The sequence below is a fragment of the Streptomyces sp. NPDC101393 genome, assembly GCF_044767385.1.
Classification (GTDB): domain Bacteria; phylum Actinomycetota; class Actinomycetes; order Streptomycetales; family Streptomycetaceae; genus Streptomyces.
Window position 1 is genome coordinate 487,990 of sequence record NZ_JBIWNU010000001.1, and the last position, 22,203, is coordinate 510,192.

22 protein-coding genes are annotated in these 22,203 nt (G+C 73.2%); 11 read left to right on the forward strand and 11 right to left on the reverse strand.

All coding sequences use genetic code 11. The annotated features are described in order from the left end of the window. Window positions 1-36: 36 nt before the first annotated feature. The 5 genes from ACIRQ7_RS02060 to ACIRQ7_RS02080 all read right to left on the reverse strand — a co-directional run bounded on the left by ACIRQ7_RS02060 (window position 37) and on the right by ACIRQ7_RS02080 (window position 7,731). On the reverse strand, window positions 37-255 hold the full coding sequence (locus ACIRQ7_RS02060; RefSeq protein ID WP_404259172.1) for a YxD-tail cyclophane-containing RiPP peptide: 219 nt from the start codon (window positions 253-255) through the stop codon (window positions 37-39). A 133-nt stretch (window positions 256-388) separates the two neighbouring features. Continuing rightward, window positions 389-3,658, reverse strand: coding sequence for an SAV_2336 N-terminal domain-related protein (locus ACIRQ7_RS02065; protein ID WP_404259174.1), 3,270 nt, complete (start codon window positions 3,656-3,658; stop codon window positions 389-391). 5 nt (window positions 3,659-3,663) lie between these two features. Continuing rightward, window positions 3,664-4,740: an AAA family ATPase gene (locus ACIRQ7_RS02070; protein ID WP_404259175.1), complete on the reverse strand. Its 1,077-nt coding sequence runs from the start codon at window positions 4,738-4,740 to the stop codon at window positions 3,664-3,666. A 361-nt stretch (window positions 4,741-5,101) separates the two neighbouring features. After that, on the reverse strand, window positions 5,102-7,303 hold the full coding sequence (locus tag ACIRQ7_RS02075; protein WP_404259177.1) for a trypsin-like peptidase domain-containing protein: 2,202 nt from the start codon (window positions 7,301-7,303) through the stop codon (window positions 5,102-5,104). Further along, the gene (locus ACIRQ7_RS02080) at window positions 7,303-7,731 is read right to left on the reverse strand and encodes a CU044_2847 family protein (protein ID WP_404259179.1); all 429 of its coding nucleotides are present in this window, start codon (window positions 7,729-7,731) and stop codon (window positions 7,303-7,305) included. The genes ACIRQ7_RS02075 and ACIRQ7_RS02080 overlap by 1 nt, the downstream gene beginning before the upstream one ends. Window positions 7,732-7,882: 151 nt before the next feature. Between ACIRQ7_RS02080 and ACIRQ7_RS02085 the strand changes: the two genes are divergently transcribed. The 6 genes from ACIRQ7_RS02085 (at window position 7,883) to ACIRQ7_RS02110 (ending at window position 12,559) form a co-directional block, all read left to right on the forward strand. Then, complete coding sequence (locus tag ACIRQ7_RS02085; protein WP_401462929.1) at window positions 7,883-8,068, forward strand: DUF6104 family protein; 186 nt, start codon at window positions 7,883-7,885, stop codon at window positions 8,066-8,068. Window positions 8,069-8,365: 297 nt separating this feature from the next. Then, on the forward strand, window positions 8,366-9,286 hold the full coding sequence (locus ACIRQ7_RS02090; RefSeq protein WP_404259181.1) for a DUF4097 family beta strand repeat-containing protein: 921 nt from the start codon (window positions 8,366-8,368) through the stop codon (window positions 9,284-9,286). 2 nt (window positions 9,287-9,288) lie between these two features. Beyond that, on the forward strand, window positions 9,289-10,512 hold the full coding sequence (locus ACIRQ7_RS02095; protein ID WP_404259183.1) for a helix-turn-helix transcriptional regulator: 1,224 nt from the start codon (window positions 9,289-9,291) through the stop codon (window positions 10,510-10,512). Window positions 10,513-10,618: 106 nt separating this feature from the next. After that, a complete protein-coding gene (locus ACIRQ7_RS02100) occupies window positions 10,619-10,804 on the forward strand; it encodes a hypothetical protein (protein ID WP_404259185.1) in 186 nt (61 codons plus the stop codon). Window positions 10,805-11,026: 222 nt separating this feature from the next. Beyond that, window positions 11,027-11,257, forward strand: a complete 231-nt coding sequence (locus ACIRQ7_RS02105; protein WP_404259186.1) for a hypothetical protein — start codon at window positions 11,027-11,029, stop codon at window positions 11,255-11,257. Window positions 11,258-11,677: 420 nt separating this feature from the next. Beyond that, entirely contained in the window at window positions 11,678-12,559 is an 882-nt protein-coding gene (locus tag ACIRQ7_RS02110; protein ID WP_404259187.1) for a hypothetical protein, read from the forward strand. 15 nt (window positions 12,560-12,574) lie between these two features. Here ACIRQ7_RS02110 and ACIRQ7_RS02115 read toward each other — a convergent pair whose 3' ends face one another. Together ACIRQ7_RS02115 and ACIRQ7_RS02120 are read right to left on the reverse strand one after the other, a co-directional pair. Continuing rightward, the gene (locus ACIRQ7_RS02115; RefSeq protein ID WP_404259188.1) at window positions 12,575-13,135 is read right to left on the reverse strand and encodes a Clp protease N-terminal domain-containing protein; all 561 of its coding nucleotides are present in this window, start codon (window positions 13,133-13,135) and stop codon (window positions 12,575-12,577) included. Beyond that, window positions 13,135-13,344, reverse strand: a complete 210-nt coding sequence (locus ACIRQ7_RS02120; RefSeq protein ID WP_244418743.1) for a helix-turn-helix domain-containing protein — start codon at window positions 13,342-13,344, stop codon at window positions 13,135-13,137. The genes ACIRQ7_RS02115 and ACIRQ7_RS02120 overlap by 1 nt, the downstream gene beginning before the upstream one ends. A 256-nt stretch (window positions 13,345-13,600) precedes the next feature. Here ACIRQ7_RS02120 and ACIRQ7_RS02125 point away from each other — a divergent pair, with 256 nt between their 5' ends. Further along, window positions 13,601-14,308 (forward strand): antibiotic biosynthesis monooxygenase, encoded by a 708-nt coding sequence (locus ACIRQ7_RS02125; RefSeq protein ID WP_404259189.1) that lies wholly within the window; start codon window positions 13,601-13,603, stop codon window positions 14,306-14,308. 46 nt (window positions 14,309-14,354) lie between these two features. Beyond that, a complete protein-coding gene (locus ACIRQ7_RS02130; RefSeq protein WP_404259190.1) occupies window positions 14,355-14,867 on the forward strand; it encodes a cupin domain-containing protein in 513 nt (170 codons plus the stop codon). Window positions 14,868-14,899: 32 nt separating this feature from the next. On the opposite strand, the gene ACIRQ7_RS02135 is transcribed toward ACIRQ7_RS02130, so the two are convergent. The 3 genes from ACIRQ7_RS02135 to ACIRQ7_RS02145 form a co-directional block, all read right to left on the reverse strand. After that, window positions 14,900-15,601: a hypothetical protein gene (locus ACIRQ7_RS02135; RefSeq protein ID WP_404259191.1), complete on the reverse strand. Its 702-nt coding sequence runs from the start codon at window positions 15,599-15,601 to the stop codon at window positions 14,900-14,902. Window positions 15,602-15,634: 33 nt separating this feature from the next. Then, complete coding sequence (locus ACIRQ7_RS02140; protein WP_401462914.1) at window positions 15,635-16,597, reverse strand: zinc-binding dehydrogenase; 963 nt, start codon at window positions 16,595-16,597, stop codon at window positions 15,635-15,637. Window positions 16,598-16,756: 159 nt separating this feature from the next. Continuing rightward, on the reverse strand, window positions 16,757-17,980 hold the full coding sequence (locus tag ACIRQ7_RS02145) for an NADP-dependent malic enzyme (RefSeq protein WP_404259193.1): 1,224 nt from the start codon (window positions 17,978-17,980) through the stop codon (window positions 16,757-16,759). A gap of 525 nt (window positions 17,981-18,505) precedes the next feature. On the opposite strand from ACIRQ7_RS02145, the gene ACIRQ7_RS02150 reads away from it, so the two are divergent. The 3 genes from ACIRQ7_RS02150 (at window position 18,506) to ACIRQ7_RS02160 (ending at window position 21,304) form a co-directional block, all read left to right on the forward strand. Then, on the forward strand, window positions 18,506-19,477 hold the full coding sequence (locus ACIRQ7_RS02150) for an ABC transporter substrate-binding protein (RefSeq protein ID WP_404259195.1): 972 nt from the start codon (window positions 18,506-18,508) through the stop codon (window positions 19,475-19,477). 82 nt (window positions 19,478-19,559) lie between these two features. Beyond that, window positions 19,560-20,504, forward strand: coding sequence for an amino acid ABC transporter permease (locus tag ACIRQ7_RS02155; RefSeq protein ID WP_404259197.1), 945 nt, complete (start codon window positions 19,560-19,562; stop codon window positions 20,502-20,504). A gap of 47 nt (window positions 20,505-20,551) precedes the next feature. Then, the gene (locus tag ACIRQ7_RS02160) at window positions 20,552-21,304 is read left to right on the forward strand and encodes an amino acid ABC transporter ATP-binding protein (protein ID WP_404260060.1); all 753 of its coding nucleotides are present in this window, start codon (window positions 20,552-20,554) and stop codon (window positions 21,302-21,304) included. 110 nt (window positions 21,305-21,414) lie between these two features. On the opposite strand, the gene ACIRQ7_RS02165 is transcribed toward ACIRQ7_RS02160, so the two are convergent. Further along, on the reverse strand, window positions 21,415-22,176 hold the full coding sequence (locus ACIRQ7_RS02165; protein WP_404259198.1) for a class I SAM-dependent methyltransferase: 762 nt from the start codon (window positions 22,174-22,176) through the stop codon (window positions 21,415-21,417). Window positions 22,177-22,203 lie beyond the last annotated feature (27 nt).

Sequence of the window (22,203 nt, forward strand, 5' to 3'; positions counted from 1 at the left end):
GTTGCGCGTTTGCCCAAAAACCACCGCACCTGACCATCAATGCAAGAGTTTTCCCGGACCGTCCTCGTAGTACGCCACCGCGTCCTCAGCTGAGGGCCAGTTGCGCAGCAGCAGCGCCGCCACCTCGCCCAGCACCGCGTGATCCGTCCGCGCCGCGAGTCCTGCCACGTCGACACCCTCGAAATCCGGCAGCGGCTCGGCCGAGGGTCCGGACCGGGCGGCCGCGGGCGGTTCGGTGCGGGGGGTGGTCGCCACACTGCTCTCCTCTGGGCCGGCTGGACGGGGGTCTTCCCGAACTCCTGTCCACAGAAACACGTTCCGGGGCCGCCGGCCAAGCGCTCGCCGGGGACTCCTGGGGGCGGTCGAGGGGAGTTCCCGCCCCGGGCGTTCACCCGTCCAGGGCGCGCATGCGCGCGCGGGTGTGCTGGGCCTCGGGGCCGGTCTCCTCGCCCGCGCGCTGCCATTGTTCCCAGCTCTCGCGGTACGCGTGCAGCGCGGGCTGCCGTCCGGCGGTCTCCTCCAGCACCTCGCCACGACGGTGGTGGGCGCGGGCGGCCAGCAGGGCGCTGTCGGCACGCAGTGCCGCGGCGGCGGCGCGGCCGTAGCAGGCGGCGGCGCGCTCGTGCCGCTCGCGGGTGTCGAAGCGGCGGTCCAGCAGGAGTTGGACGTCGCCCACTTCCAGCCAGGCCTCGGCCGACACCGCGGGGTCGTCGGAACCGCGCGCGGACAGTTCCAGGATCCAGTCCGCCTCGTGCAGATCGGCGAGTGAGGGCTGGCGTTCGTGGCGCAGCCGCAGGGCGCGGCCGAACAGCAGGCGGCGGCTGCCCAGGTCCGGGTCCTGCGGCGCGACCCGGGCCAGCGCCTCGCGCAGGACGTGCACCGCGTCGTTGGCCAGCCGCCGGCCCGGCCCGTCGGCCGGCTCCAGCCGGGCCCGGAGCAGCAGTGCCGCGCCGCGCTCGGCCAGCAGCGCGCTGTGTTCGGGGGAATCGGGGCCGGTCAGACGCAGCGCGGCGGCCAGCGAGGCGATGGCCTCGTCGAGGGCGGCGAGCGCGCCGGTGCGGGTGTGCACGGCGCGCTGCTCGGCGGCGATCCGCCGCAGGCTGTCGGCCTCCAGGGCGGGATCGGCCAGTTCGCCGGCGATCGCGTGCGCGCGTTCGAGGGTCGGCAGGACGGAGGGCAGCCCGGCGCCCCCGGTGAGCGAACGTGCCGCCGCCAGATCGAGCAGCGTCTCGCAGACCATCCGGTCGGCGGAGCTGCCGCGGCGGCGCAGCAGGACGGTGGCGGTGTCGAGGTCGTCGGCGGCGCGCAGGGCGAGCGCTTCGGCGGGCCGGTGGCTGCGTACGGTGGCGCGATCCGGCCCCTGCGGGTCGCGGGCGGCGGCCCTGCGGGCCTGGTCCAGCAGCACCCCGCCGCGGGCGGCGTAGGCCTCGCCGGGCACCTGCTCACCGCTGGGCCACTGGTCGAGGAGGGTGGTCAGGGACCGTTCGGCCTCGTCGAGGGGGTCGGGCGGGGCGTCCGCGGTCGTCCCGTCGGGGGCGGCGGGGTCGGCGGGGTCGGCGGGCGGGGTGTCGGCGGCGGGCAGCGCGGCCAGCCGGCGCAGCACCTGGGTGCGGAGCACCATGCTCTCCAGGACGCGGGGGTCGAGCAGGCTCATCAGCTCGCAGGCGGCGTGCAGTTGGTGTGCCGCGTCCTCCAGGGCGGCGCGTTCCGCGGCGGCGGCGCCGGCGGCGCGGCGCTCCTTCGCGCGGGCCCGGCGCACCCGGCCGAGCACCAGCAGCGTCCGGGCGCGCTCGGTCTCCTGGCCCGGGGCGAATTCCGCGGTGGCGCGTTCGGCCGCGCCCACCGCCGCCTCGGCCTCCTCCAGGGCGTCGGGCTGGCGCCAGGTCGCCCAGGCGTGCAGCAGGGCCCGTGCGAGGTCGGTGCCCGCTTCCGGCAGCCCTTCGGCGGCCGCGCGCAGCAGCCGCACCGCTTCGATCAGGTCGCGGACGGCGCCGCCCTGTTCGTAGCGCGCCAGGAGGGCGGCGCCCTCGGCACCGGGGCCGTCCGGGACGTAGGGCTGCCGGGCGGGTGGGCGCAGCGCCGGTTCGAAGCGGCGCAGGACGCGTTCGGAGACCCGGGCGAACGGTGCGGGGACGGGGTGCCGGCCGGTCTCCGGCTCGCGCCCGCTGCCGGAGAGCATGGCGACGGCGACGGCGGGGAAATTACGGGCGCTGCGGCCGAAGGTGCGCTCCACGTACAGCGAGCAGTGCTTGAGGACGAGAGCGGCCTCACCGGCGCTGAGCCGGGCGAGCAGTTCGTCGCGTACGCCGGGCACGAAGTCGTACCACGGGCCGCTCGCCCCGGCATCGGTGCCGGACGGGCCCTGGTTCGGAGGGAGTTGGGTGACCAGCCCGCTGAGCAGGACCTCGGCGAGTTCCGCGGGGCCGGTCTGCGGCAGCATCGCGCGCTGCACGAGCTGGATGACGGGCAGCGCCAGCGGGGCGGCCGACAGATGGACGGCGAGGAGCCGGGCGGCCGGTGACGCGAACTGGTCGAACTCGCGGACCATCAGGGCGGGTTCGGCGGGGCGCAGGGTCATCGTGGGCCCCGTGGCGGGCTCCGAGCCGTGGTCGGCGCGGACGACGGACGCGGCGCCGCGCAGCGAGAGTCCGGCGTCGGCGGCCGCGAGCCGGGCCCAGGAGGCGAGTGCGGTGGGGGTCGCGGAGAGGACCGGAACGGCGCGTTCGCGGACGGCCCCGCCGGGCGCGGACCCGCGGGCCGACGCGGACCTGCGGCGGCGCACGGGCCGGAAGTCGAGGGCTTGGTAGGGGCCCTGGCGGCGGGTGAGGGTGCCGGCGACGGCGGGCAGCAGGGTCCGCGCCCACATCCGCTGCGGCAGCGGCTGGACGACGGCGAGCGGGGCGTCGGCGGCCCAGCGGTAGAGCATCCGCTGCATCCGGCCGTCCCGCCAGAGCGGGCCCGCGCAGTCGCTGAGGACGAGGGTGAGGTGGTGGCCGGTGGGGTCGTGCAGCTGGTCGGCGGGGCGCAGCGGCCGGCCGGGGCCGGGGGCCGCCGCGACGCCGATGTCCGTGCCGTGCGGGTGGAGGTAGTGGACCGTGACGTCGCGGAAGGCGCCGACCCGTTCGCAGACCTGCCGCAGGTCGTACAGCATCTGTTCCCAGACGGCCATCGAGGACGAGCCGTCCATCAGGATCCGCAGACCGGCCTCGCGGCGGTGCACCCCGCGCAGCACCGGGATGATCATTTCGGCGTGCGCGGAGAGTTCGGCGGTGGCGGACTCGTCGAGCTCCTTGCGGACCGGGGCGACCGGCGGGTGGTAGCGCTGGACGGGCCGCAGGGCACGCTGCAGTGGTAACAGTCCGGGGAACGCGGAGGCACTCGGGAGGGCGACCTCGGCCGAGAGCTCCGGGGCGGTGGTGACCGGGGGCGGTGCCCATGCGGCGGGGCCCGCAGTGAAACTGGCCGGATCCCTGCGGTCGGCGCGCGCCGGATCGGCCCCTTCGACGTCGGGTCCGGGGGCCGGCGCGTCACCGGGGGTGATCCACTGCGCGAGCCAGAGGGCGTCGGCCATCCCCCGCGCGTCGGCGGGCAGACCGGCCGCGGTCAGCCGGCCGACGAGCTCGCCGAGGGGGTCCGGTCCCGGCTCCCCGAGGGGCACCGCACTCACCTCGTCCGGTCAAGAGGCCGCATCAGCTCGGCCGTCAGGCGCCGTCGGGTCTCCTCCTCGTCCTCGTCCGTCCATCCGGCCTTCTGGGTGAGGTGGATGGCGTTGAACAGCTGGTCGACGGCGCGCACATCGCCGGGCTCACGGTCCAGGAAGCGGTCGATGACCGGTTCGTAGCGCTCCGCGGCGTCCTCGCCGAAGTGCGCGCGCACCATGGCGGCGAGCCGTTCCTTGTCCGGGACCGGGATGTGGAGGTGGATGCAGCGGCGCAACAAGGGCGCGGGGAAGTCGCGTTCGCCGTTGCTGGTGAGGACGATGAACGGGAAGGCGTTGCAGCGCACCCGGCCGTCGCGGACCGTCACCCGCGCGCCGTCGTCGCTGAGCACCGGGACCGCGGAGACGGATCCGGCCAGCCGCTCCAGCTCCGGAATCCTGAACTCCCCCTCCTCCAGGACGTTGAGGAGGTCGTTGGGCAGGTCGATATCGCTCTTGTCCAGCTCGTCGACGAGCAGCACCCGGGGCTTGGCGGCGGGCAGCAGGGCGGTGCCGAGCGGGCCCAGCCGGATGTAGCGGCCGATACCGCCGCCGGGTTCCTCGCCGGGGCCTTCCGGGGCGCCGTCCGCACCGGTGCCGGGCGGGGCGGCGCGGGCGATCTGCAGGTCCTGGAGGCGGCCGATCGCGTCGTAGGCGTACAGGCCGTCCCGGAGGGTGCTGCGGCTGACGACCGGCCAGCCGAGCACCCGGCCGAGGCCGAGTTCGTAGGCGACCGAATGCGCCAGGGTGCTCTTGCCGCTGCCCGGGGCGCCGGTCACCAGCAGTGGCCTGCGCAGATACAGGGCGGCGTTGACCAGCTCGCGCTCGGTGTCGCCGGGCCGGTGGTTGCTGGCCTCGGCCCGCTGCACGTCGAGCCGGCGCCCGGACTGCACGCCGAGCCGGCGTTCGGAGGCGGGATCGAGGGCGGCGGGCGGCGCGACGAGGGGCCCGCCGTCGAAATCGCGCCAGCGCGGCGGCGGCGGAAGGTGCTCAATGCCGTCGTGCGGTGCCCCCGCGCCACGGTAGATGAGCCAGTCGGTCACGTCGGAACTCCTCGTCGCCGGCCAGGCATCGGGCAGGAGCGAGGGTCACCGGGGATGCCCGGGAGACGTCGGCATCCGCCCCCGGTCCTTCCCGCACGACCGCCACGCATTCCCATGAACACATCTCCCACGACGCTATGACAGTACCCAGTTGGACGGAAGGTCACGGGGCGGTTTCCGGTCTCCCGCGAGGTCACGACGGGGCGCCAAGTGCCACGTGGGGAGCGCGACTTGCGCATCCGGGGCGCCCCGTACGGGTGAGGCCGCCGGTCGCATGGGAGGTGCCGCGAGGCGTACGCGCTCAGCGCTCCCGGACCGGCGGCGCCGGTCTCTCCCGCGGCGCGCGCGGCCCCTCCCCCGCTCACCGGGGGGACACCTGCGGCCGGTCGGCGAAGAGCTGCGGGATGGGGTCCTCCGGATCGTCGTAGAGGAGCACCAGGTCACGGGCCCAGTGCGCCCCCTCCTCGGCGGCCTTCACCCGCAGCTCCCGGACCAGCTCGGGAAGCCGCGCCACGCGGGCCGCCTCCTTGAGCAACTCGCGTACCCCGCGGTGGAATTCCTCACACCCCGCGTCGCACGCCCGCTCGCCGTGCCCGGCCGCCGGCCACAGCCCGGCCGGGAAACCGGTGTCCAGAGCGGCGCCGACCGCGTCCCGCCCGACCCCGTCGGCGACCGAATGGCACAGCGTGGGCAGCGCGCCTCCGTCCGCCGACTCCAGCAGCCGCCAGAGCGCGTCGGAGCCGCCCGCACCCGGCCGGGAGGGCGGCGGGACACGCAGCGCGCGCAGCTCGGATGCGGCGGTGATGCCCTGCCAGCGGCGCAGCCAGGCCGGGTCGACCTCCTCGCGCCGCCCCTGATCACGCAGGATCACCGGGCGCCCGGGGCCCACCTGACGCACCCGGGAGCTGCTCCGGGTCGACGCCGCGACCTCCCACTCGCCGGCCGCCGTGTGCCAGTGCCCCTCGGGTACGGCGACCTCCAGACGCACCCGCGCACCGGGCCCCGCGTCCCGGTCGGCGCGCAGCAACCGGGCACCGAGCTGCTGCAGAACCTGCGCCCGCGCCTGCTCGAACGGCACACCGCCGTCCGACTCCTGGACGTCGACCCGCAGCCACTGACCGCGGCCGTAGCCCTCACTGACCGACCAGTTGTACAGCTCCGCCCCGCCCTCGTCGTAGAAGAGCGGCTCGAACTCGACGAGCACGGAACGCGGCCTGCGGCGTACGGGGCCGATCCTGCGGCGGTCCTGCAATTGCAGCACCACCGCCTTGGCCTGGACGAACTCCTCAAGGCGGGCGATGTCCGCACGCACCGAGGCGGCCTCCTCGCCCTGCAGGTCATGCGCCTCGTCGGCGGTCTGCTGCGCCACGATCCGCAGGTAGTGCACGAAGGAGCGCAGCTCCGTGTACGGATCGCGGCCCTGGTAGAGCTCGCCGTGGCCGTCGCGCCAGGTGCGCAGCGGCCAGGCGCCTGGCGCGTCGCCGCGGTCCAGCACCTCGCCGACCGCGGCCTCGACGACCAGCGGGTCACGCGGCGCGGGCAGCCGGGCGAGCAGGTCGAGTGCCTGCAGCCGCTCCTGGACGCCCCACAGCCGGCCGCGCCCCGCCATGATCGAGTGCTGCGCGTCGAACCAGGTGGGCCCGCCGGGGCGGCCCAGCTCCTGGCCGGACCAGTGCCAGCGGTCGTGCAGGCTCATCAGCGCGTGGTACGGATCGGGGCCGAGGCCGGTGGCGCCCGCCACCAGATGCTCACGGCCCAGCCCGCGCAGCGCGGAGACGGGCACCGCGAGGCCCAGCCGGTCCTCCTGCTTCGACGCTTTGACGATGCCGACCACCTCGCCGCGGTCGCATTCGAGCAGCGGTCCGCCGGACGCTCCCGGTGTGACCCGGACGTCGCTGGCGAACTGGAGCCCGCGGGCGTCCCGGGCGCCGAAACGGACGGCGAGGAACGCGTCCACGGGGGCGGCGGGAGCGGTGGCCGCGGGCGTGTGACGGGTCGGCGCGGGGATGCCGGCGAACGGGCCGCCGTCCGACTCGCGTATGTCGCGAGTGCCGGGCGCGGCCGGTGGCGTGGCCGGGTGGCGGCCCGCGCCTGCCCCCGGGTCCCGGTGCCCGCGGAAGATGTACGCGTCCGTGAGCAGCGTCGTCGGCTGGTCACTGAGCCAGGCGCAGGGGTGCTCGACGGCCGGGTCGAGCAGCCGGATCAGGGCGAGGTCGGGCTGCGCGGCCGCCGGGCCCGCCGCCGGGTCGGGCCGCCGGAGGTCGTACTCCAGCCGCGCGGCGACCACCCGGCCGCCCAGCACGACCCCGATGTTCCCGTCCGGGCCCGTGCCGCGCCGCCGACCGTCGCTCGCGGTGATGACATGTGCGCAGGTCAGCACCCATCCGGGGGCGACCAGCACACCGCTGCCCCACAGCCGGGAGGGGCCCTCGCCGGGAGCGGCACACAGCGCGACGGTGGCGCGCGCGGCGTGGTCGAGGAGCTGCTGATTCGTGGCGCTGCCCGCCGCGACGGCCGCGGCGCGGTCGGCGCGCTCGGCGGGCCACCCCTCAAAGGTCGCCATCAACGGCTCGGATCGTCCGGCTCCCGGCGCCCGGCCGGCTGATCAGGGGCCTGGGCCGGGGGCGCGGCGTCCTCGCGCCGCCAGGTGAGCGTCACGGAGAGGTTCGCCTTGGCCTCGCCGTCAGCGAGCAGGGCGACGGCCTTGCCCGGCTTGGCCGACACCTCGACGCCGAAGGTCACGCTGGTCTCGTGCGGCGCGACCCGCTCGGCGGCCTGCCGGATGCTGGCGGCGACGCCGCCGATCACCTCCTGGAGCCCCTCGACCCGGGCACCGAGCGCGTCCCAGGCGCCGACGTCCTCGAAGCCGTCGTCCCCGTACTCCCCGTCGGCGTCGCCGGGCCCGTCGAGGCCGGGGGCGTCCAGCCTGGAGACGCGGGCCCAGACCTCCGTGCCATCCGGCAGTGCGATGCGCTGCGCGCGGTCTTGCATCACGGCCTCCCGCTCCCCCTGGCGGCAATGACCCATCGCCGCAGGACCGTTGACAGGTGATCAGGTTAGCCGTCGGGTGCCTGTGGCGCGAGGGGTCCGTGAGCCTGCCTATCCTGGCCGGGAATGTCCCATGACCCCTGGTGGAGAGCGCGTGTATTTCACTGACCGTGGCATCGAGGAGCTGGAGAACCGGCGCGGCGAGGAAGAGGTCACCCTCGGGTGGGTGGCCGATCAGCTGCGTACGTTCGTCGACCTGAACCCGGACTTCGAGGTGCCGGTGGAGCGGCTGGCCACCTGGCTGGCGCGGCTCGATGACGACGATGACGACGACGAGTGAGGACGAGTGAGGAAGGCCGGGTGAGAGCGCCGGGTGAGGAAGGCCGGCGAGGAGTGACGCGTGGCCGGTGGCGGTGACTGCCTGCGGGTGAGGGGCGCCCCCCGCTGACGGCGGGTGGCGCGGGAGCGGGGCGGGCAGGGCGGGGCGCGCGGGGCGGGCGCACGCCCCGGCTTCTCGCGCACGACGTCCGCTTCTCGCGCTTGACTTCCCCGATCCGCGATATATCGTGTCTAGCGAAGACGCGATATGTTGCGTTGCATGCGTACCTGTCGCATGCCCACCCAGGGGAGGCCAGGGATGTCAGCCCGGACCGAGTGGTCGATCTCCGCACCACGCAGGCTGGAGATCGAAGAACCCGTCAGCGCGCTCCACGTCCGCGTGGTCGGCGGGACCGTCAATGTCGTCGGCACCTCGGACGGCAGTCCGCCCCGCCTGGAGATCAGCGAGGTGCACGGCCCGCCGCTGACCGTCTCCTGCGAGGAGGGCGTCCTCTCCATCGCCTATGAGGACCTGCCCTGGAAGGGCTTTCTCAAGTTCTTCGACCGCAAGGGCTGGAACCGCAGCGCGGTGATCTCGGTGACCGTGCCGGCCACCACCCGCGTCGAGGTCGGCGTGATCGGCGCCAGCGCCGTCGTCTCCGGGATCTCGGGGCGTACGGACCTGAAGGGCGTCACCGGCGGCAGCACGGTCGTCGGGCTGACCGGCCCGGTGCGGGCCGACACCGTCTCGGGCAACGTCGAGGCGCAGGCCGTCACCGGCGATCTGCGGTTCCACTCCGTCTCGGGGGACCTGACGGTGATCGACGGCGCGGGCGGCTCGGTGCGCGCCGACTCCGTCAGCGGCGACATGGTCATCGACCTCGACCCCACGGCCAAGGGCGCGGACATCAGCCTGACCACCGTGTCCGGGGAGGTCGCCATCCGGCTGCCCGACCCGGCCGACGCGAAGGTGGACGCCAACACCACCAGCGGCACGGTCGCCAACGCCTTCGGAGACTTGCGCGTCAGCGGCCAGTGGGGCGCCAAACGCATCACCGGCGCGCTCGGCGCCGGCACCGGGACGCTCAAGGTCACCACCGTCTCCGGCGGCCTGGCCCTGCTGCGCCGCCCCGCCTTCGAGGGCCCGGAAGCCGGTGACGGCCCGACCCCCGGGCCGGCCGACGGCCCGTACGACTCCGCCGCCCCCGGCGCCCCGTCCGCAGAGAAGAAGGTGCTCTGAGCATGCCCCCCGTCTTCGCCCATGGCCGCCTCCGCCTCTATCTCCTCAAGCTCCTCGACGAGGCCCCGCGGCACGGCTACGAGATCATCCGCCTCCTGGAGGAGCGCTTCCAGGGTCTGTACGCGCCCTCCGCCGGCACGGTCTACCCGCGGCTGTCCAAGCTGGAGGCCGAGGGCCTGGTCACGCACGCCACCGAGGGCGGCCGCAAGGTCTACTCCCTCACCGACGCCGGTCGCGCCGAACTCGCCGACCGCGGCGGCGAGTTGGCCGATCTGGAGCTGGAGATCCGCGAGTCGGTGGCCGCCCTCGCCTCGGACATCCGCGAGGACGTGAGCGGTTCGGCGCGGGATCTGCGCCGCGAGATCCGGGAGGCGGCCCAGCAGGCCCGCCGGGACTCCCGCTCCGGCCCGGACACGTCCGCGCCGTACGGCAACGGCAACGGCAACGGTGGGAAGAGCGCCGGGGGGACGGATGCCACGGCGGACGACGGCGCGCAGCGGCCGTTCCCGAACGCCTCCGACCACTTCGACGTCCCGTGGGGCGACAAGGAGTCCTGGCGGCAGGCCAAGGAGGAGTTCCGGCGCGCCAAGGAGGAGTGGAAGGAGCAGGCCCGGCGGGCCAAGGAGGAGAGCCGGCGGGCCAAGCAGGACGCCCAGCGGGCGCGTAAGCAGGCCCGGGACGCGCAGGTCTTCGCCCGCGAGGAGGTCCAGCGGGTCATCAAACAGGTCCAGGAGCAGACCCAGGACCACGTGCGCTCCGGCGACTGGTCGGGCGCGGTCCGCGAGGCGCTGTCCGAGGTGTCGCGCGAGGTGGGCCGTTTCACCAGCGGCCAGAGCGGCCCCGCCCGGAGCGGCGAGGAGAGCCCCGGCGGGCAGGACCGCGCCACCCAGGGCCGGTCCGCACACGACCACGCCGCGCAGGGCCAGGGCGGGCAGCCCCGTCCCGGCGGCGAGGCCCATGCGACGGCCGAGCGCACCGACCTGACCAAGGACGGCCCGGTCACCGACGCTCCCCCGGCCCCCGCCTGGGCGGGGGAGCCCGCCGGCGACGATCCGGCCCGCGACTTCGACCGGCTGCTGGACCGCTTCCGCGACGACCTGCGGGACGCGGCCCGCGACCACGGCGTCACGGCCGAGCAGCTGACGGAGTCCCGACACCGCCTGTCGGCGACCGCCGCCCACATCGGCGCACTGCTGCGGGCCCCGGGGCGGGGGGACGGCAGTTAGACCCCGTCGGGCCCGAAGCGTGGCGGAGGCCGGGTAAACCCCTGGCCTCACCCGCCCGTTGGCTCCCGCGGCCTGCCCGGCCGCGAACCCGTGCCATGCTCCGCCCATGAGGGATCACGCGGGCCACGACGTCGTCCGGCGGAGCTATGACGCGGTGGCCGAGGAGTACGCGGCCCGGCTGCACGACGAGTTGGCCGGCAAGCCGCTGGACCGGGCGTTGCTCGGCCGCCTCCTGGAAGAGGGGAGGACGGTGCCGCGATCGCCGACCTCGGCTGCGGGCCGGGACACGTAGCGGCCCGGCCCGCCGGGCACGGCGTCCGTACGGTCGGCATCGATCTGTCCGCGGGATGCTCTCCGCAGGCCGGCGCCGCGTTCCGGAGGTGGAGTTCCGGGCGGGCGACCTGCTGGCACTGTCCGCCGGGGACGGCGAATTCGGAGCGGCCGTCGCCCTGTACTCGATCATCCACCTCGATCCCGTGACCTGCCCCGCGCCTTCGGGGAGGCACGCCGGGTCTTGCGCCCCTCGGGCCTCTTCCTCCTCTCGTTCCACATCGGGGAGGAGGTCCGGTACCTGGACGAGTGGTGGGGGCACGACGTGGACATCGACTTCCGGTTCCTCGCCCCCTCGACTGTCGCGGGGCTCCTGGAGGAGGCCGGATTCACCGTGACGATGCGGAGGGAACGCGCCCCCTACCCCCACGAGGCCGACACCCGTCGCGGCTACCTCCTGGCCCGCCGCACCTGAGCGGGCCGGGCCCGCCCCGCTCTCCCCGGGCATCCGTCCGTCCGCACCGACGCCACCCTTACCGCGCCCTCCCCTCGCACGGCGTCAGCATCCCCGGGGCAGCCGATCGGCGCGCGGCGACGGGGCCGGCCCGCACCCTCCGCCCGCCGGGCACACCGCAACAGCCCGCCGGTAACGCATAGTTACTTACCCCCTCCTGGATTTCACCGCGCGTAATCGGGGAACTCCCTTCTTCGCACGGCTTTTCGTCCACAGCTCGTCGACGGCTCGTCCACCGCACGTCCGCGACGCATCCGCCGCCGCTCCGCCTCCGGGCTCCCGATCACACCGGCCGCCCGATTCCCCGGACCGGAGGACGCGTTCAGGGCTACGGTCAACTCCCCCTGTCTGCATGCATCGTGAAGGCCATGAGGTACAGCGATGTCCGAATACCTTTCGGTCGCCCGCCGGATGTGGCACCAGCTCGAACCCCTGCACGCCACGCTCTACTTCGCCCCCGAGGCCCGCCAGGTCGCGTCGGACCTCGGCTACGACATCGCGTCCCGGTGGCCCAGCTACTTCGCATGGCGGACAGCTCCGCTGGGCGCCGCCGGACCCGAGCTGGTGGCGGCGACGTACTACAGCTTCAGCCCGCGCATGGTCGCGCGCTACGTCCCGCAGATCTGGACGACCGCCGACCCGGCCAAGGTGCTGGACGCCCGGCTGCTCGCCATGGACCGGGTACTGACCGCCCTCCTGGGCGACCGGCTCTCCGCGGCCCAACTCGCCGAGGCGGCACGGCTGGCGCGCCAGGCCGCCGAGAACGCCGGCCCCGCGGCGCGCCCGCTGGCCGCCGCCAACCGGGACCTGCCGTGGCCGGACGCGCCGCATCTGGTGATCTGGCAGGCCGCGACCATACTGCGCGAGCACCGCGGCGACGGCCATCTGGCGGCGCTGCTGACGTCGGGCCTCGACCCGTGCGAGGCGCTGGTGTCCTTCTGTACCGTCGGCGCCGCACCTGCCGCCGGATTCGTGGGCCGCGGCTGGAGCGCGCAGGAGTGGAGCGACGCCCGGCACCGCCTCGCCGCCCGTGGCTGGATCGCCCCCGACGGCAGCGCGACCGAGCGTGCCCACAAGGAGCGGGAGGCGATCGAGCGGATGACGGACCGGCTGGCGGCGGGCCCCTGGCGGGCGCTGGGCCACTCCCGCGCCGAACGGCTGGGCCACCTGCTCAGTCCGCTGGTTGGCGCGGTCTTCGACGCCGGTTATCTGCCCCGGCACAGCACACTGGGCATGGCGACGCTCAAGGTCCGGTACCCGTAGCCGCCGAAGGCCCGCTCAACTCGCCCTGGCCGCGCCCTCCCCCAGCACCCGCACCACCTCGGCATACGTCACGCCGTGGTCAGCCAGCACCGTCGCGGCCGGCCCCGGCCGGGCGGTGAGGGCCAGCAGCAGATGCTCGTCGCCGATGCGCCGGTCGCCGCGGCCGACCGCGATCCGCAGCGACCGCTCCACCACAGACTTCGCCTCCGCGGTGAACGGCCGCCGCAGCTTCTTCCCCCGCCGGGCCGGACCGCCGGGGGCGAGCGCTCCCACGCCGTGCTCCTGCTCCACCCGCGCGACGATCTCCTCGACGTCGATACCGAGCCCGGCCAGTGCCGTCACGTCGGCCGTCGAGATCCCGCCTCGCCTGCGGGCCGCGTCCAGCGCGCTCACCACGGAGTCCCGCCGCTCCCGGATGCCGAGCGCGCCGAGCGCCGTGGCGGCCGCCGAATCCGTACGGTCCAGGAGCGCGAGCAGCAGTTCGGGCTCGCCGACCGTGCCGCTGCCCGTACGGTCCGCGTGCGTGGCGGCGGCGGTCACCACCGCACGCGCGTCCGCCGTGAATTTCTCGAACATCAGCGCCTCCCGTGCTTCTTGTGGACCGCCTGCCGGCTGATGCCCAGCTCGGCGGCGATCTCCTGCCACGACCAGCCCTTCGCGCGGGCGCTGCGCACCTGCACGGCTTCGAGTTGCTCCAACAGCCGGCGGAGCGCGGCCACGGCGCGGAGTCCGATCCGGGGGTCCCGGTCGCCCGCCCGCTCGGCGAGATCCGTTGCTTCGGTCATGCCTGTCAATCTACGTTGACGGTCCCCACGCGTCAACCTTCATTGACACGCCGATGCACCTGTCTCCCCCTTCTCGCCATCCCTCTCCCAGCCGCCCCTTGGCCCGCCTTGACCTCAAGTGGACTTGAGGGGGCAGCCTCGGTCCCGTCAAGCCCACGCAACCCCGCGCGCCTCGCGGCCCGGCCGAATGGAGCTGCCCCCATGTCACCCCTGACCACCGCCTTCCGCCGGCGTCCAGCGCGCCGCCGCCGACGCCGTGCTCGCCGAGTGGGAGCAGCAGTCACGCCCGGAAGCGATGCTCTCGCTCAGCGTCTTTCTGAGCACCGACGGAAGCCACCTCCTGAATCACGCCCAGTGGACCAGCGACGACGCCCACCGCGCCTGGGCCCGCACCCGGCGGCCCGCGCTCGTCGACCGGATCGACGAGACCGTCCCGGGCATCCGGCGGCCGGGCCTGGTGCGCTACCGGCGCTACCGCAGCCACGTCGCCGGGAACGCCCCCGGCGGGGTGACCGGCAGGCGCCCGGAGCTTCTGGTCACCCCGGCTTTCACCACCGTCGGGCCGGCCGCCCAGCACAGGCTCGCCGACACCGTGCTGGACCTCCTGGCACAGGAACCCGTGCCGGGCCTGCTCGCCGCGCACTTCCACCTGAGTCAGGACGGGACGCGGGTGCTCAACCACGCCGAATGGGAGGACCTTTCGGCCTGGCAGGAATTCGTCAGGCACGGGGCGTCGGGCCCGATGGCGGCGCGGATCGCCGCGCTGGACGGCGTACGGCCCGCCCCCGCGATGCCGCTCGGGCCTCAGACGTCCCCCGGAGGGCCGCCCGCCTCCCCGGACACGACCACGACCACGACGCCGCAGGCGCCGGATATGCCCGCAGTGGCCCGCTATCGGCTGTACAAAAGCCTGATCAATGTTCCCGCCCCGGACGCGAACTCCACCCCGGGAAGCAGCACCTGAGCCGGCACCGTCCACCACCGCACCGCGCCCCACGAAGGAGACTGACATGTCCTACCCGGAGCCCCGCTACCTCGGCGAGAACGGCGAGATCAACGCCGTCCACCGCCCGGCGGACACCCCGCCCGACCTCATCAGGGGCGCCAACCGGACCCACTATCTGGCGACCCATGCCGCCACCGGAGGCGAATTCGGGCTGTACCGGGTGGACATGGGGCCGAAGGCGCCCGGACCGAGCACCCACTTCCACCGCACCCTCTCGGAATCCTTCTTCATCCTCTCCGGAGCGGTACGCCTCTACGACGGCGAACGCTGGGCCACCTGCGGCGCGGGCGACTTCCTCTACGTCCCGGTGGGCGGGCTGCACGCCTTCAAGAACGACTCGGACGACCCCGCATCGATGCTGCTGCTCTTCTCACCGGGCGCGCCCCGGGAGGAGTACTTCGAGCGGGTCGCCGAAATGGCGCAGCGCGGCGGCCAGGAGTTCGCCGACTTCCTGGTCCGGCACGACAGTTACTTCCTGGACGAGGAGGCGGCCGGAGCGGGCGGCACCCGGCGCTGATCCCGCGCGGCGGCCCGTCACGGCAGCAGGTGTCAGCTCCCGCCGGGGCGCGGGGCGTCCCACCGCCGCAGTTCGGCCGCGAGCAGCGTCAACTCGCTCTCCGGACAGGTGAGTTCGATGGCGTACCGGCGGCCCCTGAGGCCTTCAGCGGCCGGTGCGGCGTTGAGCACCCGGCTGCCGAGCGGGCCGTACGCGTCCTCGGCCCGCTCGACGGGATACAGGTCGAGGAACGGCGCGCGCACCCCGGCGGCCCCTTCGGCACCGGTCGCCCCTTCAGCGCCGGCGGCCACGATGCCGACGGCCGCTATCCGCTGCCACCGCAGGCCCTGTTGGACGAACCGGCCACGGGTGAGCCACACGCCCGCGGCGTCCACGGCCACGCACGCAGGTGCCAACCGCCGCCGCAGACAGGCCCGGAGGCCCGCCAGGACGACCCCGGCCATGGCGGTGAACAGCACACCGGCGGAGATCCGCGCGGCCGGTGACGCCGGACCCTTCGCCGGGCCCCGCGCGTTGACGAGGAACGGCGCGTCCGTGCCGACCAGCGCGTATGCGAGGGTCGCCGTCAGGATCGCGGCCACCACCAGCCCCGCGAAGGCCATCAGCGGCACCCCGACGGCCCACTCCCGCCGGGCCATCGGACGGCGTCGTCGCGGCGGCCCGATCCGGACGCGTACGGCGTCCGGCGCGACAACCGACGGCTGCGCGCGCCGTTCACCGGATCGACCCGCCATGAACGCCCCCACCCGGGCCGGACCGTACGATCCTCAGACGGTCAGCACGACCTTGCCGAACAGGTCGCCCTGCGCCATCTTCTCGAAGCCCTCGCGCGCACGGTCCAGCGGCAGGGTGGAGTCGATCACCGGCCGGACGCCCTTGGCCGCGCAGAAGCTCAGCAGCGACGCCAGCTCCTCCTTGCTGCCCATGGTGGAGCCGACGACCTTCAGCTCCAGGAAGAAGATCCGGTTGAGTTCGGTCCGCTCGGGGTGGTAGCCGCTGGTGGCGCCGGAGATGACGAGCGAGCCGCCGGGGCGCAGCGACTTGACCGAATGCGACCAGGTGGCGGCGCCGACCGTCTCGATGACCGCGTCCACCCGCTGCGGCAGCCGCTCACCGCTGCCGAACGCCGCCTCGGCGCCCAGCTCCACGGCGCGCTTGCGCTTGGCCTCGTCCCGGCTGGTCGCGAAGACCCGCAGCCCGGCGGCGGCGCCGAGCACGATCGCGGCGGTCGCGACCCCGCCGCCCGCGCCCTGCACCAGGACGCTGTCCCCCGGTTGTACGCCCGCGTTGGTGAAGAGCATGCGGTACGCGGTCAGCCAGGCGGTCGGCAGACAGGCGGCCTCCTCGAAGGTGAGCTCCTTCGGCTTGGGCAGCACGTTCCAGGAGGGGACGGTGACCTGTTCGGCGAAGGTGCCCTGGTAGCGCTCGGTGAGGATGGAGCGCGGCTCACCGGGGCCGACGCCGTGGCCGGTCTGGCCGATGACGGAGTGCAGGACGACGTCATTGCCGTCCGCGTCGGTGCCGGCGGCATCGCAGCCGAGGATCATCGGCAGCGATTCCTCGCTGATTCCGACGCCGCGCAGCGACCACAGGTCGTGGTGGTTGAGGGAGGCGGCCTTGACATTGACGGTCGTCCAGCCGGGACGGGCGTCGGGGGCCGGGCGGTCGCCCAGTTCGAGGCCGTTCAGCGGCTGGTCACGGTCGATGCGGGCGGCGTAGGCAGCAAACATGATCCCAACGTAGGCCGCGGCCGCCCCGCGCGGTACCGGGCGTGGGTGTGACACGCGCCGCGCGACGGGCCCGGGACGTCAACGGGCCGGGCCCGCACCCTTCTCAGGTGCGGGCCCGGCCCGTTGGCGTCCCGGCGGGTTGCCCCGCCGGTGCGTCGGTCAGCGGCGTGCCACGCCCTCGGCGCGCGCCGCGGCCGCGACGGCCGAGGTGACGGCCGGCGCCACCCGCTCGTCGAACGGCGACGGGATGACGCACTCGGCGCTGAGCTCGTCGGCGACGACGGCGGCCAGCGCCTCGGCGGCGGCGAGCTTCATGCCCTCGGTGATCTGCGAGGCGCGCACCTGCATGGCGCCCGCGAAGATGCCGGGGAACGCCAGCACGTTGTTGATCTGGTTCGGGTAGTCGCTGCGCCCGGTGGCGACGACGGCCGCGTACTTGTGCGCGACGTCCGGGTGGATCTCCGGGTTCGGGTTGGCCATCGCGAAGATCATCGAGTTCTTCGCCATCGTGGCCACCGTCTTCTCCGGCACCGTGCCGCCCGAGACACCGATGAACACATCGGCGCCGTCCAGCGCGTCCTCCAGCGAACCGGTCAGGCGCGCCTTGTTGGTGAAGCCGGCCACCTGGCGCTTGACGTCCGTCAGGTCGTCGCGCTCCGCCGAGACGATGCCCTTGCGGTCGCAGACCGCGACATCGCCGATGCCCGCCTCGATGAGGATCTTGGCGATGGCGACGCCGGCCGCACCCGCGCCCGAGATGACGGCGCGCAGCTGGCCCAGCGACCGGTCGGTCAGCTTGGCGGCGTTGCGCAGCGCGGCGAGGGTGACCACGGCGGTGCCGTGCTGGTCGTCATGGAAGACCGGGATGTCCAGCCGCTCCTGGAGCTTGCGCTCGATCTCGAAGCACCGGGGCGCCGAGATGTCTTCCAGGTTGACGCCACCGAAGGACGGCGCGAGCCGGACGACGGTCTCCACGATCTCGTCGGCGTCGGTCGTGCCGAGCGCGATCGGCACCGCGTCGACGCCGCCGAACTGCTTGAAAAGGATGGCCTTGCCCTCCATCACCGGGAGGGAGGCCTCCGGGCCGATGTCGCCCAGGCCCAGCACCGCGGTGCCGTCCGTGACCACGGCGACGACCTGGGACTTCCAGGTGTACTCGTGGACCAGCTCGGGCTTCTCGGCGATGGCGCTGCACACCTTGGCGACGCCCGGTGTGTACGCGAGGGACAGATCGTCCCGGTCGCGGACCGGAACGGTCGCCTGGATGGCCATTTTGCCGCCACGATGGAGCGCGAAGGCCGGGTCGAAGACTTCATCGGGAGCACTGCCCGAGTCCGCGCCCGTATTGCTGTCGCTGCGAGGATTGACGATCTCCGCTGCCACTTGTCCAACCCCTTATTTCGCTAATCAGTTGAGGGTGACCACTCCCTGGTTAAGGGGTGGGCGGGCACCGCGTCCGGGCCCGGCAAGACGGATGGCCGTCCCGCGGGGGGAGGTACGGACGCCGGGCGCGCCGCACACGCGCCCTGAGCCCCGGATGAGGGGTGTAACGAACCTTTCTACCGGACGGGCGCGGACCTCGACGAGTCAGATTCATTACCCCCGGGTTCAGGGCTTCGACAATAGCGACAAACTGCACAAAAACGCAGAACGCTCACGCCGGAGTGTCCGAAATCCGAGACGCCTCACACCTATCGGACGGCCCCGCAGGCCCCCCGGAAGGGGGACACCCTTGGGGCATCTGGCCCACACCTCCCCCCGCTCGTCCGTTATCCGATTTTGACCTGAACAGCAGTCCGGATACCGGAGTCCGGATGGCAAGATTCCGTACTCAACCGAGGTCGCGACGCTCGAAGGTGTGTGCCCGGCCGCCGCCAGTCGGCTCATCCCGTCCGCAGGAGGATCAGCATGACCGCAAGCACCACCCGTCGCTCGGCCGCCGGCAGGTCTCGGTCAGCCGTGGCCGCCGCGGCCGCGGTCGCCGCCTCGCTGCTGCTGCTCAGCGCCTGTGGCGACCAGACGGATGCGGCCATCGCCAAACGGGAGGCGCAGAAGAACCGCAACCCGAACGCGCCGCTCTTCAAGATGCTCCCCAAGGGCGTCCAGGAGATGGGCCTGCTCCAGGTCGGCTCGGACATCACGTACAAGCCGGTGGAGTTCCGCAGCAACGGCGCCGTCGAGGGCATCGACCCCGACCTGGCCGAGGCGATGAGCAAGGAACTGGGCGTCAAGCTCAACTTCAACAACGCCACCTTCGACACCCTCATCGGCGGCATCAAGTCCGGGCGCTACGACATCGCCATGTCAGCGATGACGGACACCAAGGAACGCCAGCAGGGCATCGACAGCAACGGCACGAAGGTCGGCGAGGGCCTGGACTTCGTCGACTACCTCAACGTCGGCGTCTCGCTCTACACGCAGAAGGGCCAGACCAAGGGCATCGACGGCTGGGAAGCCATGTGCGGCAAGAAGATCGCCGTGCAGCGCGGTACGGTCTCGCACGATCTGGCCAAGGACAAGTCCAAGGCCTGCGAGTCGAACGACGAGGAACCCATCTCGATCGAGGCGTTCGACAACGACTCCGAGGCCCAGACCCGGCTGCGCACCGCCGGTGTGGACGCCGTCTCCAGCGACTACCCGGTCGCGGCATACGCGGTGAAGGTCTCCGGCAAGGGCAAGGACTTCGAGATGGTCGGCGGTGCCCCGCTCAAGGCGGCGCCGTACGGCATCGCGGTCCCCAAGGGCCAGGAGAAGCTGCGCGATGCGCTCAAGGCGGCACTCCAGAACGCCATCAAGAACGGCTCGTACGCCAAGGTCCTGAAGAAGTGGGACGTCAAGGACGCCGCGGTCAAGGAAGTGCAGCTCAACGCCGGCTCCTGAGCCGCAGCGAGCCGCCGCCCCCGCTCTCCCCGTCCCCGCAGTGCTTTGCGCTCCTCCCGCCGAATGCTGAAAGGCAACACCCGTGTCAGTTGACGTCGACAAGTCGGCACAGCCGCCGGCGGCCGGGCCGCCGTCCCAGCCCGAGCCCATCAAAGCCATTCCCGTCCGCCACTACGGGCGCTGGGTCGCTGCGGTCGTCGTGCTCGCGATCGTCGCGTTGCTCGTCCGGGCCTTCGCCACCGGGAACATCAACTGGGACGCCATCCCGGAGTACCTGTTCAACGCGGACATCCTCAAGGGCCTGCGCAACACCCTGCTGATCACCGTGCTGGCGATGGTCATCGGCATCGTGCTGGGCGTGATCCTGGCCGTGATGCGCCAGTCCAAGAACCCGGTGACGTCGAGCGTCGCGTGGTTCTACGTCTGGTTCTTCCGCGGAACGCCGGTCTACGTCCAGCTGTTCCTCTGGTTCAACCTCGGCCTGGTCTTCCGGTACGTCGACATGATGCCGGTCTACAAGGACGAGTGGTCGGACTTCATGACCCCCTTCCTGTGCGCGCTGCTGGGCCTCGGCCTGAACGAGGCGGCGTACATGGCGGAGATCTGCCGGGCGGGCCTGAACGCCGTCGACGAGGGCCAGACCGAGGCGGCGCACGCACTGGGCATGAGCCAGGGCAAGACGCTGCGCCGGATCATCGTGCCGCAGGCGATGCGGGTGATCGTGCCGCCGACCGGCAACGAGGTCATCAACATGCTGAAGACCTCATCACTGGTCGCCGCCGTTCAGTATTACGACCTCCTGCAAGCCGCCCAGAACGTCGGCCGGGACTCCGGTGTGGTGGTCGAGATGCTGCTCCTCGCCGCCACCTGGTACCTGGTGGCCACCACGGTGCTGAGCACCGGGCAGTACTACCTCGAGCGTTACTACGCCCGCGGCTCCAGCCGCCAGCTCCCGCCCACCCCGCTCCAGCGCGTCAAGGCGAAGCTGGCCGGCGGCTCCAACCGCTCCGCCGGAGGTGCGGCATGACCAGCAGCGACATCACCACGAAGCCGGCCGGCAAGCCCGGCGTCCCGATGGTCAAGGCGGAGGGCGTCCACAAGTCCTTCGGCGCGGCCCACATCCTCAAGGGCATCGACCTCGAAGTGGCACCGAAGGAGGTCTTCTGCCTGATCGGCCCGTCCGGTTCCGGCAAGTCGACGTTCCTGCGGTGCATCAACCACCTGGAGAAGGTCAACGCCGGCCGGCTGTCCGTCGACGGAGAACTCGTCGGCTACCGCGAACACAACGGCAAGCTCTACGAGCTGCGCGACCGCGAGGTCGCCGCCCGCCGCCGCGACATCGGCATGGTCTTCCAGCGCTTCAACCTCTTCCCGCACATGACCGCGGTGCAGAACATCATGGAAGCGCCGATGCAGGTCAAGGGTGAGTCCCGGGCCGTGGCCCGGGAGCGCGCGACGAAGCTCCTGGACCGGGTCGGCCTGGCCGACAAGGCCGCGAACTACCCCTCGCAGCTCTCCGGCGGCCAGCAGCAGCGGGTGGCGATCGCCCGTGCGCTCGCCATGGAACCGAAGCTGATGCTCTTCGACGAGCCGACCTCGGCGCTCGACCCGGAGCTGGTCGGCGAGGTCCTGGACGTGATGAAGGACCTGGCCGCGGACGGTATGACGATGATCGTCGTCACCCATGAAATGGGCTTCGCCCGCGAGGTCGGCGACTCGCTGGTCTTCATGGACGACGGTGTGGTCGTCGAATCCGGCCACCCGCGCGAGGTGCTGGGCAACCCGCAGCACGACCGCACCAAGTCGTTCCTGTCCAAGGTGCTCTGAGACCTGGCACGGTGCCCCGACACCGGCGGGAGCGCCCGATACACGACGAAGGCGGTACGCGCCCCGGTGCGGGGCCCGTACCGCCTTCGTCGCGTCCGAGCCCGGTCAGCTCACCTCAGCCCCAGCACCAGCGCGTCCGACGGCGAGCGCCACACGGTCCGCGCCTCGGCGAAGCCGGAGTCGCGCAGCACCTGGGCGTGCCACTGGGCGGAAGGGGTGTCGCCGTCGGCGTGCTCGCCGTAGATCTCGAAGCGCTCGGCGGTGGGCGCGGCCAGCCTCGGGTCGGCGGCGGCCTGCTGCCACCAGCCGGCCCAGTCGACCGCGCCGGCTTCCCTGGCCCGCTCCATGCGCGCGTGGCGCTGGGCCCGGTCCGCGGCGTTGATCCGCGGGGTGGCCTCCTCGGGCATGTGGTCGGCGTTCATGAAGGCGCCGCCGCGGCGCACCAGGCCGCCGAGCTGTCCGTACAGCGCGCGCAGGTCCTCGGTGTGCAGCCAGTGCAGGGCGGTGGCGGTGAGCACCGCGTCGTAGGAGTCGTGCGGCAGCCGGTCCGTCCATGCCGGGTCCTTCAGGTCGGCGCGTACGAACCGGACCCGGCTCTCGCCCTCGAAGTACCCTTCCGCGATGGCCAGCAGCGCGGGATCGAGATCCACTCCCACACTCTCGGCCTTCGGGAACCTTTTCAGCAGGCGGTCGGAGATACTGCCCGTACCGCACGCCAGATCGAGAACCCTGGGCTCGGGGCCCACCAGCGCCTCGACCATGTCCAGCATCACCCGGAACCGCTCCTCGCGGTCGGGGAGGTACCACTCCTGCTGCCGGTCCCAACTGTTCTGCCACGCCTGCCAGTCGGCTCCGGTGACGGTCTCGGTCATCACTTCCCCTTCAGGCCGTAATACCCT

Bases quoted from the DNA above. Each gene is read 5' to 3' on its own strand.
- ACIRQ7_RS02075 (WP_404259177.1), bottom strand. From the start codon at position 7,303: ATGGCGACCTTTGAGGGGTGGCCCGCCGAGCGCGCCGACCGCGCCGCG.
- ACIRQ7_RS02080 (WP_404259179.1), bottom strand. From the start codon at position 7,731: ATGCAAGACCGCGCGCAGCGCATCGCACTGCCGGATGGCACGGAGGTC.
- ACIRQ7_RS02090 (WP_404259181.1), top strand. From the start codon at position 8,366: ATGTCAGCCCGGACCGAGTGGTCGATCTCCGCACCACGCAGGCTGGAG.
- ACIRQ7_RS02095 (WP_404259183.1), top strand. From the start codon at position 9,289: ATGCCCCCCGTCTTCGCCCATGGCCGCCTCCGCCTCTATCTCCTCAAG.
- ACIRQ7_RS02100 (WP_404259185.1), top strand. From the start codon at position 10,619: ATGAGGGATCACGCGGGCCACGACGTCGTCCGGCGGAGCTATGACGCG.
- ACIRQ7_RS02110 (WP_404259187.1), top strand. From the start codon at position 11,678: ATGTCCGAATACCTTTCGGTCGCCCGCCGGATGTGGCACCAGCTCGAA.
- ACIRQ7_RS02115 (WP_404259188.1), bottom strand. From the start codon at position 13,135: ATGTTCGAGAAATTCACGGCGGACGCGCGTGCGGTGGTGACCGCCGCC.
- ACIRQ7_RS02120 (WP_244418743.1), bottom strand. From the start codon at position 13,344: ATGACCGAAGCAACGGATCTCGCCGAGCGGGCGGGCGACCGGGACCCC.
- ACIRQ7_RS02130 (WP_404259190.1), top strand. From the start codon at position 14,355: ATGTCCTACCCGGAGCCCCGCTACCTCGGCGAGAACGGCGAGATCAAC.
- ACIRQ7_RS02135 (WP_404259191.1), bottom strand. From the start codon at position 15,601: ATGGCGGGTCGATCCGGTGAACGGCGCGCGCAGCCGTCGGTTGTCGCG.
- ACIRQ7_RS02140 (WP_401462914.1), bottom strand. From the start codon at position 16,597: ATGTTTGCTGCCTACGCCGCCCGCATCGACCGTGACCAGCCGCTGAAC.
- ACIRQ7_RS02150 (WP_404259195.1), top strand. From the start codon at position 18,506: ATGACCGCAAGCACCACCCGTCGCTCGGCCGCCGGCAGGTCTCGGTCA.
- ACIRQ7_RS02160 (WP_404260060.1), top strand. From the start codon at position 20,552: ATGGTCAAGGCGGAGGGCGTCCACAAGTCCTTCGGCGCGGCCCACATC.
- ACIRQ7_RS02165 (WP_404259198.1), bottom strand. From the start codon at position 22,176: ATGACCGAGACCGTCACCGGAGCCGACTGGCAGGCGTGGCAGAACAGT.